This window comes from Gordonia sp. ABSL11-1, from assembly GCF_030315685.1.
GTDB lineage: Bacteria > Actinomycetota > Actinomycetes > Mycobacteriales > Mycobacteriaceae > Gordonia.
Genome location: NZ_JASXSI010000008.1, coordinates 183300 through 195700, shown reverse-complemented (window position 1 = coordinate 195700; position 12401 = coordinate 183300). Strand labels below are relative to the sequence as shown.

Sequence of the window (12401 nt, the reverse complement as noted above, 5' to 3'; positions counted from 1 at the left end):
TAACATCTGAGCATGCGCCGGCCTGCAACAGTCCGCTTGGAGGAGGCGCTCTCAATCGTCGGCGGTGTGGTCGACCGGATCGAACTGTCCGATCGCCGTCGTCCGACGCCGTGCGAGGAGTGGGCCATCAATGATGTCCTGAACCACATGGTTGCCACCACCATGAAATTCACATCATTCGCCACCGGCGAGACCGAGCGTCCGGCCACTCCGTCCGGCGATGTGCTGGGGGTCGATCACCGAGCTTCGTTCCACGCTGCAGCAACGGCCAGCCGCGTGGCATGGATCGTGCTTGACGAGGAAGTCGGCGCGATCACGACATGTCGGCTTCCGTTCGGAGACTTCTCGCCGGATGACGCGGCTGCCATCAACATGTTCGATGCGATCGTCCACGGATGGGATCTTTCGCGCGCGATCGGGGCGAGGTTCGACGTCCCGATCGAATTGGTGGGCGCCGGAGCGGAGATCGCCCGATCGATCATCACGCCGGCATCGATACGCACAGGACACTACGGCCAGCCGCAGCATCTTTGTGGCCGCACTGAATTTGATCGTCTGGTCGCACTCACCGGCAGAGACCCGGGGTGGACGCCCCGGTGAGATCGAGGGCGGATGCCCACTGCGTGCTGATGGCTACATGGCGTGCTTCGGATGCACCGACGATGGCAACAGTTGCCGAAGAGGCGTTCGGAAGGCGAGTTGGCCCCTGTTGGCGACCGGTTCCGAATAGAGGTCGTCCAGCGCAGCGGAACCCCGGTTGTGCGGTCCGACGATGCGATAGCACGACGGGTTAAAGCTGCCGAACCACATCTGCACGAACAACTTCGGGTCGAGCAGCAGTCTGCGCATCGGCACGAGGCAGCCGATCTCGCGAGCGAGGGCGTCGAGGTAGAGGATCTGTGACGGGATCGCCTCGGTGTGCCGTGGGCTGAGTTCGGTCCAGTACTCTTCCCACTCCTTCTCCCGGCCGATCGCCTCATCGATGTCGTCCGGAATCTGCACCTTCCCGCTGCATACCTGGGCGAAGTAGCGCGCCTGCATCTCGGCGCAGATAGGGATGCCGCCTGAGAACGGTCGGACGAACCCGATGAACGCTGCACTCCCCTGGTGTTCGGGGTGCAGGAAGTGCTTGTAGAGGGTGCGGACGTTCCCGTCCTTCACATGCAGGTCGCCGATAGAGAGCTTCTCGGTGGTGTACCCGGTGCACAGTACGATTGTGTCGAACTCCTCGACTGTCGAATCCCCGAAGAACACCCGGTTCCCGTCGGATCGTTCGATTCCTTTGTCGTTCAGGGTGATGCGGCCGGAGACGATCGCGGGCACGAAGCTCACGTTCTTGCAGAAGATGCCGCGCTGTGCCCAGCTGCCGTCGGGATGGGACCGGCGGTTCCAGGTCTTGATCAGGTTCCAGTTCGCCTCGTTGTCGAGTGTGTCGACGTCGAGCATCGCGGGATCGGCGGGCTGTCCCATCGGATCCACCTGTCGTGACGCCGGGTGGGGCAGCATCCGGTCGCAGACTGCTCCGATCGCCGTCGCGGCGAAGCCGTACACCAGTGCGGCGGCGAGGAACACGGCCTTGGCCAGTCGGCTGCGTCCCCAGAAGGTGTCCAGCGCGAACGGTTGATCGGTCGCGCGACGGCACATCTCGTGATGGTGTGCCCGAACGGTCCCCTGATCCGTTGTCCGGTTACCGTGTATGCGCGGTAGGAGATACGTGTAGGTGCGGATGGACAACGTGCAGGATGTTGCGACGTCGCCGATCTCGCGGACAATGTCCGCGCCTGACTCGGCCAGGCCGACGATCAGCACCCGTTTTCCGCGGAACCGGTCGCAGTTCCGATAGTCGGCGGAGTGGACGATCTCGCCGGTGAAATCCTCGAGCCCGGCGATGGCGCGATTCGGTGTCTTGAACGGCCCCGAGCAGATCGCCACCGCGTCGAACACCTCGCGGGTGTCGCCGCCGTCCTGCGACACCGAGACGGTCCAGTCATCTTGTCCGCGAGCGATGTCGGTCACCTCGTGACCGAATCGAATGCGCTCACGGAGTTCGAACCGGTCGGCGTACTCCTGCAGATAGTCGAAGTACTTTCCGCGCGAAGCGAAGCGACCGCCATCGAACGGGTGATCCGAATAGGCCATGAGCTTCATCGAGATGGTCAGCAGGAGGTTGTCGAATGCTTTCGCCTGCCCCGCGTCCCCGTCGTGGCGCAGCCAGATGCCCCCGATGTCGTCGTTCTTGTCGAAACAGGTGACCTCGTGCCCCTCATCGAGGAGTTGTTTGATGGTGGTGAGCCCACAGGGACCCGCTCCGACAACGCAGACCTTCACAACCGACCTCCGAGGTGACCAGCGAACGCTACTGATGAAAATCGGAGACGTCCAGCTATGTCCGAATTGTCCGGTGCCGCAGGCAAACTCGACCTTCATAGGGAAGGCTAACGTTACTTGGCTCGACGCTGAAATCGGACATCGCAGGTCACGGCGTCGGGATCGGACAATTCGGAAACGGCGGGTTCAGAGGTCGTGGGAATCCTCGAGATAGACCAGAGCGTTCCCGTCCGGGTCGGCGAAGGCGAACATCGGTGGCACACCGTCGCAGCGGAGCGGCCCCTCGTTGAGGGGCGCGATTCCCGAGCCGGCGAGCCGCGCGTGCGCCTCGTCGGCATCGGAGGTTCCCAACCGGATGGCCACGGGGATTTCGCTGTCCGGTGGGAGGAGCAGCAACGAGACCACCGAACCCGGAGGGCGGACCTCCACGAGGCGGGCGCCTGGCCAGAGTTCGGTGTCCGCGACGAGGTCACAACCGAGCACCTCGGTGTAGAAGGCCACGGCCTTGTCCTGGTCTGTGACGGGAATGGAAACGCTGATGACGCGGGTGGTCGCGGTCATGGCGATCGTCCTCTCTCTCGGTGGTGTTCACAAGGGGTAGACCTCGCCGAAGGCCGCGACTCATCGGGCTCCGTTCAGTCGGCCAGGCCTGCGTCCTTGCTGCCGTACGCGTCCCGGAGGCGGGGCTTGACCACTTTGCCGCCCGCGTTCCGCGGTAGCTCGTCCACCACCACCAGATCTTTCGGCTGCTTGAATCGCGCAAGATTCTCGTTGAGGTACGGTTCGAGCTCGTCGAGGGTCAGGCTTGTCACGCCGTCGGCAAGGACGATGACCGCGACGGGGACCTCTCCCCATTTCTCATGTGCGCGACCGATGATCGCGGCCTCCGCGATGGCGGGGTGTCCGTACAGAACGTTCTCCACCTCGGCGCAGTAGATGTTCTCGCCGCCGGAGATGATCATGTCCTTTGCCCGGTCGACGACGTAGAGGAATCCCTGCTCATCCTCGCGCACCAGGTCACCCGAATGAAACCAGCCCCCGCGGAACGCGTCCGCGGTCGCCTGCGGATTCTGCCAGTAGCCGGCCATGAGATTCGGTCCGCGGTAGACGATCTCGCCGACCTCTCCTCGCCTCACATCGTTCATCAGGGGATCGACGATGCGTGCGGTGACAGCGGGCACGACCTTCCCGATGGACCCGATCTTGCGTAGCGCGTCCTTGCCCTCGAGCAGGCACGTGACCGGGGACATCTCCGTCTGACCGAAGGCGGTCATGTTGAGCGCCGTCGGGAACGATTCACTCATCGCGTTGAGGACGGTGTCCGACGCGGGCGCGGCGCCCCAGCTGATGGTACGGAGCTTCAGGTCGCGTGGCCGCGCCTTCTGCGCCGCGCACACCGCCTGCCATTGCGCGGGAACCATGAACACCGATGTCGTGCCCTCGCGCTCGAGGGTGTCGAGCATGGTCTCCGGGTCGAACGCGCCGAGCGGATGGATCACCGCCCGGACCCCACGATAGAAGACCGGCGCGAATGCGGCGATTCCGGCGATGTGGAAGATGGGCGGTACGACGGAGGCGACGTCGTCGTCGGAATGACTCTCCGCGGCGCTGATCGTCGTGACGGCCTGTGCCTGGAGATTGGTGTGGGTCAGCATGGCGCCCTTGGGCTTACCGGTCGTGCCCGAGGTGTACATGATGAGGGCGACGGTGTCCTCGGGAACGTCTACCTCGGGCAGATCCGAGGGATCCTCGGCGAGCAGCGACTCGTAGTCGAGGTGTGCGGGATCCTCTCCGCCGTCGACGACGATGGTGGGCTCGATCGCGCCGGTCGACGTGCTCACGGCATCGGCAAGCGGCGCGAGCACCTTCTCGGTGAGGATGATCCGGGCGCCACTGTCGGTCGCGAGGAAGCCGACCTCCGCGGGACTCATCCTGATGTTCACCGGCACCGGAATCGCCCCGATCAGGTTGGCGCCCAACACTGCTTCGACATACTCAGTGCGATTGAGCAGCGCCATCAAGACGCGATCACCGAATCCGACCCCGCGGCGGTGCAGTGCCGCGGCGAATGCGCGGGACCGCCGGTCGAGGTCACTCCACGTGGTGGGCGTGCCCAGGTAGGTCACCGCGACCCGATCCGGGGTCATGAACGCATGCCGACGCACCTGGTTGTTCCAGTGGTTGCGCCGGGACCGCATCGGTTCGGCGCCAAGGTCACTGATTGACTGGGTGGTGACGGTCATGGCGATCTCCTCGTCGTTCTGCGCCGCACCCCGCAGGGACACCGACGCCGTGTGGATGTGCTGTCGATCACACAGTAGGACCCGCATCGCCCGGTGGGGGCGGGTCTCGGAATCTGCGACAACAGCCCGTCGGAGTCGTCCACCGCACGCGAGCGTGTGCCTATGGTGAACCTGGAAGAACGCGCGACGAAGGAGCGGATCATGAACGTCCATCGGGCCATCGCCGACCTCGCTCGGATGATGCATGCCGTTCCCGAGTCGGATGACGCGACCGATCGAGTGATCGCGGCGATCACCGCGGGCGCGGTGGCGAATATCCCCGGCGTGCGGTACGCGGGAGTCCTGGTGGTTGATCGCGACGCGCGTACATTCGACACCCTGGCCCCGACCGATGACGTGATGATCCACCTGGATCGTCTGCAGAAGGAGACCGGGCAGGGCCCCTGTCTCGAGGCTGCATGGGAGCACCACATGGTCCGGGTCGACGACATCGCGACCGACCCGCGCTGGCCCGATCTGTCCCGCCGGACACTGGACGAGACGCCGGCGCGGTCGAGTCTGTCGTTCCAGCTGTTCACGCACCGAGGAGCGATGGGCGCGCTCAATCTCTTCTCCGACGAGACCGACGTCTTCGACGACGAGTCGGAGGAGGTCGGACTCATCTTCGCCACCCATGCCGCACTCGCCCTGTTCCGCGCCCGGCAACAGGGCGACTTCCGCAGCGCACTCGCCAGCCGCGACCAGATCGGGCAGGCGAAGGGCATGATCATGGAGCGTTTCACGATCGACGCCGTCCACGCATTCGAACTGCTGCGACGGTTGTCGCAGGACACCAACACGCCCCTGGTCGACGTTGCTCGTCAGATCATCGACGCCGAGCGTCCGGGTGACGGCGTGGCTTGACATGCAAGCACGCACTTGCCTCTACCGGGTGGTGTGGACGCCGACCACGAACCTCTTCCGAGCCCTCGACGACGCGACGCGACGCATCATCCTGGACGAATTGATCGAGCGAGACGGGCAGACCTTGTTCGAGATCTGCGGACGGCTGACGATGAAGCACGGACTCTCGTCGTCGAGACAGGCGATCTCGCAGCACCTCGGTGTCCTCGAGCAGGCGGGACTGGTGCGCACACACCGGGAAGGGCCGGTACGAGTTCCATCACATCGACACGAGTCCGTTGCGCTCGATCGTCGGACGGTGGCCCATCTATCGCGAGGACGAGATGTCATGATCCGTATCAATGTGACCGGTGTGATGGTCGACGACCAGGCCGAGGCCCACGACTTCTACACGGAGAAAATGGGTTTCGTCACGAAGACCGATGAAACGGTGGGTGAGGCACGCTGGCTGACGGTGGTCTCCCCCGGCGAGCGTGACGGTGTGGAGCTGTTGCTCGAGCCCGATGGTCATCCGTCGGCCAAGCCGTTCAAGGAGGCGCTGGTCGCCGACGGGATTCCCTACACCCAGTTCGCGGTCGACGACGTGCATGCCGAGGTCGAGCGACTGAAGGCGCTCGGTGTCGTGTTCACGCAGGACGCCACAGATTTCGGTCCGGTGGTGACCGCCGTCCTCGACGACACGTGCGGCAACCTGATCCAGATCGCCACCCTCAAGTAGCCGGGACCTCGAACTCTCGGACGTCGAACTCGCGGACGTCGGCATCGCGGATGGTCTGCTGCTGGTCCTCCGAGGGCCCGTCCCCGCGGAACGCTGTGAGTGAATCCAGGTCGCCCCATCGTTCGAACACGTTGATCCGTGTGGGATCGACCAGATCCGCCGACAACGCGAAATCGAGGCAGCTCGGGGTGTCCCGGGCCTGCTCGATCACGCTCGCGCATCCGTGCAGGTAGCTGTCACGGTCGTCGGCGTCGACGGTGATGTGTCCGGCCACGATGACCATGCTTTTCCCTCTCGGTCGCCTGTCCGGGCTGACCTGGCGGCGGCGCGAAACTCATCGGACAGCCGGTTCAGCGGGGCAGGACGGCATCGAACGGTGCGTTCGATGCGATGCGGCCGACGATCCCCGAATGCGTGAACTGTTTGGCGGTGTGCACGGCGTCGACCACTTCGGCGCCCTTGGCCAGCTCGGCCGTCGTCGACGCCGCGAAGACGCAGCCCGCGCCGGAGACCCGCTCGTCACCCACCTTGGGGGAGCGCAGGATCGACGTCTCGGTTCCGTCGAAGACCACGTCGACCGCCTCGTCCCCGCCGAGGCCGACGCCGCCCTTGACAATCACCACCGCCGGCCCGAGGTCGGCGATACGTCTGGCGGCTTCCGTGAGATCCTCCACGGACTCGATCGAGTCCATTCCGGCCAGGGTGCATGCCTCGAACAGATTGGGCGTCACCACCGTCGCCAGGGGCAGGATCTCCTTCCGCAGCGCGTTGTCGGTGTCCAGCGCGGCGCCCGGCTCCTGTCCTTTGCAGATGAGCACCGGGTCGACGACGACGTGACGCCATGTGCGTGCGCGGAGTTGCTCTGCGACGGTGGCGATGGTCTCGGGTGTCCCGAGCATGCCGATCTTGACGACATCCGGCTCATGTGCCGCTGTCGCGGCCTCGATCTGGTCCGCGATCACCGGCGCCGCGATCGGGACGAAACGATGCCCCCAGCCCGCGGCCGGGTCGAATGACACGATGCAGGTGATCGTCCCGACTCCGTAGGTGCCCAACTGCTGGAACGTCCTCAGATCGGCTTGGATGCCGGCACCACCGGTCGCCTCCGAGCCGGCGATGACGTACGCGATCGGTGTCACGGTTGCACTCCTTCTCCATCGTCGTCCGATCGCCATGCTGCCCCGACGGCGCGTGTTGTGCCAGCTACCGACGTTCCGGTCGGATTCCGGCGACGAACTCCCGACCCCGGACACTACGCTGAATCGATGCCCCTGCTTCTCGGTCCGATCCTCCGTCACGTCGACGCGACCAGCGCGACGATCTGGGTTCAGACGGATGACCGGGCGGAGGTTGAGATCCTCGGCTGCCGCGCATCGACATTCGAGGTCCACGGTTGCCATTACGCGCTCGTCGTCGTCGACGGTCTGACACCGGACACGACGGTCGGGTACACGGTCGACGTCAACGGTCGTCAGTGTTGGCCCGATGCGGACTCCGCCTACCCGCCCAGCGTGATCCGGACGATGGGGCCACGCTGTCGCGACCACCGCCGTGTGGTCTTCGGGTCCTGCCGTTATCCCAAGTCCGGCGAGGCATCGCTCGACGAGAAGCTCGGTATCGACGCGCTCGACAGCTACGCCTCGCGCCAGTCCGGACTCCCAGTCGACCAATGGCCGGACATCCTGGTCCTGCTGGGCGATCAGGTCTATGCCGACGAACTGACGCCCGGGGCCCGTCAACACCTGGCGGGTCGTCGGCGTGGCTTCGCGCGGGTCAAACGTCCGCCGAACGAGGTGGTCGACTTCACCGAGTACGAGGGCCTGTATCGACACACCTGGGGCGACCCGGAGATCCGCTGGCTGATGTCGACGGTGTCGACCGCCATGATCTTCGACGACCACGACATCCGCGACGACTGGAACACCTCAGAGGCCTGGCGGTCGACGATGGCGACGATCCCGTGGTGGCGCGACCGCATCCGGGCCGGACTCGCCTCGTACTGGGTGTACCAGCATCTGGGGAACCTGACTCCCGCGCAGTTGGCCGCAGACGACGACTATCGAGACGTCCTCGCCGCGGACGGTGACTGTTGGCCGTTGCTCGCCGATCTGGCCGACCGGGCGGACGCCGACGTCGACGGCGACAAGGGTCTGCGCTTCAGCTATCGCTGGGATCTCGGCCACGCACGGCTGATCATGATCGACTCGCGTAACGGTCGCATCCTCTCCGGCGGGCGACGGGAGATGCTGAGTGATCGTGAGTTCGACTGGCTCGCCGAGCAACTCACCGAGCACGTCGACGGCGTCGATCATCTGGTTCTCGGGTCGTCGCTGCCGTGGTTGCTGCCTCCCGCCCTCGGCGACCTGCAGGCGCTGAACGAGGTCGCCGCCGGGCGTGACGGACTCCGCGGCCGCTTGGGAGAAAAGATCCGGCAGACTTTCGATTTCGAACACTGGGCGGCCTTCGGGGACTCGTTCCGCCGACTGAGCGACCTGATCATCGGGGTCGCCGGCGCCGGCCCCGACACACCGCGGCCGGCAAGCATCTCCGTGTTGTCCGGCGACGTCCACCACAGTTTTGCCGCGCGCGCCAGACTTCCCGGAAAGACCCCGGTACCGGTCCATCAGCTGGTCTGTTCGCCTGTCCACAATCACGTACCGGCATATGTGAAACCGGCTCTGGCGCATGCATGGTCGCCGCGCGCGGCGCGAGTGACGAGCGCCTGGGCACGTCATGCGGGAATCGAGCCGCTGCCGCTGTCCTGGGCCGATGTCGCGGGCCCGCTCTTCGGTAACACGATCGCGACGCTCGTCACCGACGAGCGCCACTCGGAGGTGATCTTCGAACAGCCCGCCGTGGACGGGTCGCTGGTCGTCGCCGGTCGGGTCTCACTCACGGACTGACCGCCGCACCCGGGCCTGCTCCGGTTGCGACGGTCGGTGCGGTGGCGTCAGTGGGTGGCGTAGGTGAGGCAGTTGGCGGTGTCGGAACTCTCTCCGGCGCCGATCCGCACCGCCGTCGCGGTGCACTCCAGGCTTTCGTTGTGGATGCAGTCGGCCCGTTGGCAGGCGCCTACCTGCGGCGACACGACATCGAGTCCGCCGTTCGTGGACAGCGGGATGAACGTCGCGCAGTCGGCGGTGCCGTTGTGGCCGCCGACGCTGATCGCGAAGGCGTGACATCCGTCGTGGTTGTAGGAACATGCACTCACGGTGCATTCGGTGACATGGGGCATTTCGAGGGTGGCCATGTATCGAAGTCTAGGACCGTCCGTATGGCGCCGCCAGCAATGTGAGGCTTGCCTGAGACGCCGAAAATTAAGTGAGCCATACCTTTTCGCACTTGCCGTCGTGCGGTGCCGAACGAGTCCACCTGCGGCGGCGGCGTTCTCCGTACGCTGGGAGAGATGAACGACTCTCGGCGATGTCTCGTCACCGGTGCGACCGGCTATGTCGGTGGCCGTCTCGCGCCCCGGCTGCTCGCACGAGGGCATGCTGTCCGGGCCTTGGCGCGCACCCCGTCCAAGCTCGACGAGGCTCCCTGGGTCGCCGACGACCGCGCGGAGGTCGTCCGGGGAGACCTCTCCGACCTGGAGTCGCTGAGCGAGGCGTTCACCGGCATCGACGTCGTCTACCACCTGGTCCACTCGATGAGCACCGACTCCGATTTCGCCGCCGAGGAACGTCGCTCGGCCGACAATGTCGTGGAGGCCGCCCGTGCTCGCGGCGTCCGTCGGATCGTGTACCTCGGAGGCCTGCATCCCGAAGGCGTGGAGCTCTCCGAACACCTGGCGTCGCGGGCCGAGGTCGGCCAGATCCTGATCGATTCGGGCATCGAGACCGTCGCACTGCAGGCGGGCACCCTGATCGGGTCCGGGTCGGCATCCTTCGAGTTGATCCGCCATCTCACCGAGCGGTTGCCCGCGATGACCACGCCCCGATGGGTGCACAACAGGATCCAGCCGATCGCGGTGGCCGACGCCCTGCACTACCTCGTCGACGCCGCGACGGCGACGGTGCCCGAGTCCCGCACCTGGGACATCGGCGGCCCGGATGTCCTCGAGTACGGCGACATGATGCAGGGATATGCCGAGGTGGCCGGGCTCCGTCCCCGCCAGATGATCGTGCTTCCCTTCCTCACCCCCACCATCGCCAGCAGGTGGGTCCGGTTCGTCACGCCCATCAGGGGCAAGATCGCCCGACCCCTCATCGAGTCCCTGGAGTGCGACGCGGTGTGCCGCAACCGGGATATCGACGACGTGATCGCCCCGCCATCCGGCGGGCTCCAGTCCTACCGCGCAGCCCTGGTGGCGACGTTGAGCCGAGTGCATCGGGGCGATGCCACCGTGTCGTGGGACAACGCCACCGCGGGAACGTCTCCGGCTGAACCGCTTCCCTCGGATCCGCCGTGGGCGGGTGAGGAGACCTTCACCGCCGAGGATCGGACGACGACCACCGATTCGCCCGAGGCCGCGTGGCGGAAGCTCCGCGATGGCGTCGATGGCGTCGATGGCCACTGGATGGCCGTCGAGTCCGAGTCCCCGACCCTGCTGCGTCTGCATGCCGACACCGCGAGCCCGGGAGAAGCGTTCCTCGAGTATCGGATTCGCGAGGGTTCGTCGACGCCCGGGGCGTCCGCGGAGGTCACCGCCACCGCCACGTTCTTTCCCCGCGGTCTCGGTGGCCTGCTGTACTGGCGGTTGGGTTCCCCGTTGCGCCGGATGGGTTTTCGCCCGGTCGACCCATTCCGCTGAGACCGTAACGGCGACGTCGCCGCCCGCGATGATCAAGCCGGGACACCGGAGCGCCATCGCGCCGACGGCGCGCGATCGACGCCGATCGCCGGAACCCGACCCCGCACGTCTCGTACGACGAGCGGACTCCGCGGACCGACCGACGATTGGTGAACGATGCACGCCTGGATCTGCGCAGCGTATGGGTGGTCTCGCCGCGTGTCACGGCATCGTCCGCCGGTAGTCGCGGCGGCACTCGTGGCCGGCGCGGTCGTGGTCGGGACGACCGTCGCGGTGTCCGCGGAACCGGAGCAGCGTGTGGTCGCCGCGGCGACGAACGTCGGCTCGATCGATTATGTGGCACTCGGCAGTTCCTACGCTGCGGGACCCGGATCGCCGAAGCTCCTGGACAAGGGCTGCCTGCGGGCCGCCGACAACTACCCGCATCGCGTCGCCTCCGCTCGGGGTCTGCGTCTGACCGACGTCAGCTGTTCGAGTGCGACGACCGCGAACATCCTGCGCACCGCTCAGCGGCCACATGCCACGAAGCCGCAGATCACCGCGGTGACCGCGACGACCGATCTGGTGACGATCACCATCGGCGGCAACGATCTGCGCTACATCGGCCGAGTGGCCGACCAGGTGTGTGTCCACCGGATGGCGGCGGCCTCGTTGGTCTCCTCGCGTTCGACACCGTCGGGCTGCCGCGCGGGCCGCGTCCCGGCTCCCGAACCCTCGGCGGCCGACTACGTCGACGTCGAACGGTCGATGGTCGCCATCGTCGGCGCGGTTCGGAGCCGTGCGCCACGCGCACGCATCGTCTTCGTGGACTACCCACCGCTCGTCGACCCCCGCGCGCCGTTCTGTTCGGCGGTGCCGCTGATCCCGGCCGAGATCGCGGAGACCACCCGCGTACACGCCGGCCTCGTGGCAGCGACTGCCCGCGCGGCTCGTTCGTCAGGAGCGCTCCTCGCCACCGCGTCGACGGCGGGGGCCGCCCACACGGCGTGTTCGTCGAGCCCGTGGCTCTGGGGTATCGACACACCGTCGGCGTATCACCTCACCCCGGCAGGGAAGGCCGGAGTCGCGCGCCAGGTCCTCGACGTGCTGCGCCGCGCCGAGGCCTAGAGGTCCGCGGGGACTGACCGGACCGCGGTTCTGCCGTGCCTGCACTGCAGAGCCACACCACTAATCGACACCGATGGCCACCTCGGTGGACTTGATGAGGACGGTGGCGCGTTGCCCGGTCGTGAGGCCGAGCTCTTCGGCGGCATCCCGGGTGATCGATGAGGTGACGATCTGGTCGCCGCCGTCGAGCTGGACACGCACGGTCGACATGACGGCTCCGTGCGTGACCTCGGTGATGATGCCGGTGAGCTGATTCCGAGTCGACAGACGCATGCGTCCTCCTGTGGGTTGATCGCGGAACCGGACCCGATCCCGCACGACACGACCTGACACGCGACGCTACGCCGCA

At 66.3% G+C, this 12401-nt stretch carries 13 protein-coding genes and 1 pseudogene; 7 read left to right on the top strand and 7 right to left on the bottom strand.

The window, feature by feature from the left end; all coding sequences use genetic code 11:
* Window positions 1–12: 12 nt before the first annotated feature.
* Window positions 13–600 (top strand): TIGR03086 family metal-binding protein, encoded by a 588-nt coding sequence (locus QSJ19_RS11585; protein ID WP_286320501.1) that lies wholly within the window; start codon window positions 13–15, stop codon window positions 598–600.
* A 33-nt stretch (window positions 601–633) separates the two neighbouring features.
* Here the strand turns inward: QSJ19_RS11585 and QSJ19_RS11580 are convergent, their stop codons facing one another.
* From QSJ19_RS11580 to fadD5, 3 genes are all read right to left on the bottom strand, one after another.
* Window positions 634–2328 carry a flavin-containing monooxygenase gene (locus QSJ19_RS11580; protein ID WP_286320500.1) on the bottom strand — a complete coding sequence of 565 codons (1695 nt, stop codon included), beginning with the start codon at window positions 2326–2328 and terminating at the stop codon, window positions 634–636.
* A 186-nt stretch (window positions 2329–2514) separates the two neighbouring features.
* The gene (locus QSJ19_RS11575; protein WP_286320499.1) at window positions 2515–2889 is read right to left on the bottom strand and encodes a VOC family protein; all 375 of its coding nucleotides are present in this window, start codon (window positions 2887–2889) and stop codon (window positions 2515–2517) included.
* 74 nt (window positions 2890–2963) lie between these two features.
* Complete coding sequence (gene fadD5 / locus QSJ19_RS11570; protein ID WP_286320497.1) at window positions 2964–4571, bottom strand: fatty-acid--CoA ligase FadD5; 1608 nt, start codon at window positions 4569–4571, stop codon at window positions 2964–2966.
* 201 nt (window positions 4572–4772) lie between these two features.
* Between fadD5 and QSJ19_RS11565 the strand changes: the two genes are divergently transcribed.
* The 3 genes and pseudogenes from QSJ19_RS11565 to QSJ19_RS11555 all read left to right on the top strand — a co-directional run bounded on the left by QSJ19_RS11565 (window position 4773) and on the right by QSJ19_RS11555 (window position 6192).
* Window positions 4773–5474: a GAF and ANTAR domain-containing protein gene (locus QSJ19_RS11565; RefSeq protein ID WP_286320496.1), complete on the top strand. Its 702-nt coding sequence runs from the start codon at window positions 4773–4775 to the stop codon at window positions 5472–5474.
* A 1-nt stretch (window position 5475) separates the two neighbouring features.
* Window positions 5476–5806 (top strand): annotated as a pseudogene (locus QSJ19_RS11560) (ArsR/SmtB family transcription factor).
* The gene (locus tag QSJ19_RS11555) at window positions 5806–6192 is read left to right on the top strand and encodes a VOC family protein (RefSeq protein WP_286320563.1); all 387 of its coding nucleotides are present in this window, start codon (window positions 5806–5808) and stop codon (window positions 6190–6192) included. The pseudogene QSJ19_RS11560 and the gene QSJ19_RS11555 overlap by 1 nt, the downstream one beginning before the upstream one ends.
* On the opposite strand, the gene QSJ19_RS11550 is transcribed toward QSJ19_RS11555, so the two are convergent.
* Both QSJ19_RS11550 and thiD read right to left on the bottom strand, forming a co-directional pair.
* A complete protein-coding gene (locus QSJ19_RS11550; RefSeq protein WP_286320494.1) occupies window positions 6185–6475 on the bottom strand; it encodes a putative quinol monooxygenase in 291 nt (96 codons plus the stop codon). The two genes, QSJ19_RS11555 and QSJ19_RS11550, sit on opposite strands and share 8 nt — an antisense overlap.
* Window positions 6476–6542: 67 nt before the next feature.
* Entirely contained in the window at window positions 6543–7331 is a 789-nt protein-coding gene (thiD, locus tag QSJ19_RS11545; RefSeq protein WP_286320492.1) for a bifunctional hydroxymethylpyrimidine kinase/phosphomethylpyrimidine kinase, read from the bottom strand.
* Between the two features lie 126 nt (window positions 7332–7457).
* Between thiD and QSJ19_RS11540 the strand changes: the two genes are divergently transcribed.
* Complete coding sequence (locus tag QSJ19_RS11540) at window positions 7458–9095, top strand: alkaline phosphatase D family protein (RefSeq protein ID WP_286320491.1); 1638 nt, start codon at window positions 7458–7460, stop codon at window positions 9093–9095.
* A 47-nt stretch (window positions 9096–9142) separates the two neighbouring features.
* On the opposite strand, the gene QSJ19_RS11535 is transcribed toward QSJ19_RS11540, so the two are convergent.
* Window positions 9143–9442, bottom strand: a complete 300-nt coding sequence (locus tag QSJ19_RS11535) for a DUF1540 domain-containing protein (protein WP_286320489.1) — start codon at window positions 9440–9442, stop codon at window positions 9143–9145.
* Between the two features lie 156 nt (window positions 9443–9598).
* Here QSJ19_RS11535 and QSJ19_RS11530 point away from each other — a divergent pair, with 156 nt between their 5' ends.
* Both QSJ19_RS11530 and QSJ19_RS11525 read left to right on the top strand, forming a co-directional pair.
* On the top strand, window positions 9599–10945 hold the full coding sequence (locus QSJ19_RS11530; protein WP_286320487.1) for an NAD(P)H-binding protein: 1347 nt from the start codon (window positions 9599–9601) through the stop codon (window positions 10943–10945).
* Between the two features lie 198 nt (window positions 10946–11143).
* On the top strand, window positions 11144–12052 hold the full coding sequence (locus QSJ19_RS11525) for an SGNH/GDSL hydrolase family protein (RefSeq protein ID WP_286320485.1): 909 nt from the start codon (window positions 11144–11146) through the stop codon (window positions 12050–12052).
* Window positions 12053–12112: 60 nt separating this feature from the next.
* Here the strand turns inward: QSJ19_RS11525 and QSJ19_RS11520 are convergent, their stop codons facing one another.
* On the bottom strand, window positions 12113–12325 hold the full coding sequence (locus QSJ19_RS11520; protein WP_286320483.1) for a TOBE domain-containing protein: 213 nt from the start codon (window positions 12323–12325) through the stop codon (window positions 12113–12115).
* Between the last annotated feature and the right edge of the window lie 76 nt (window positions 12326–12401).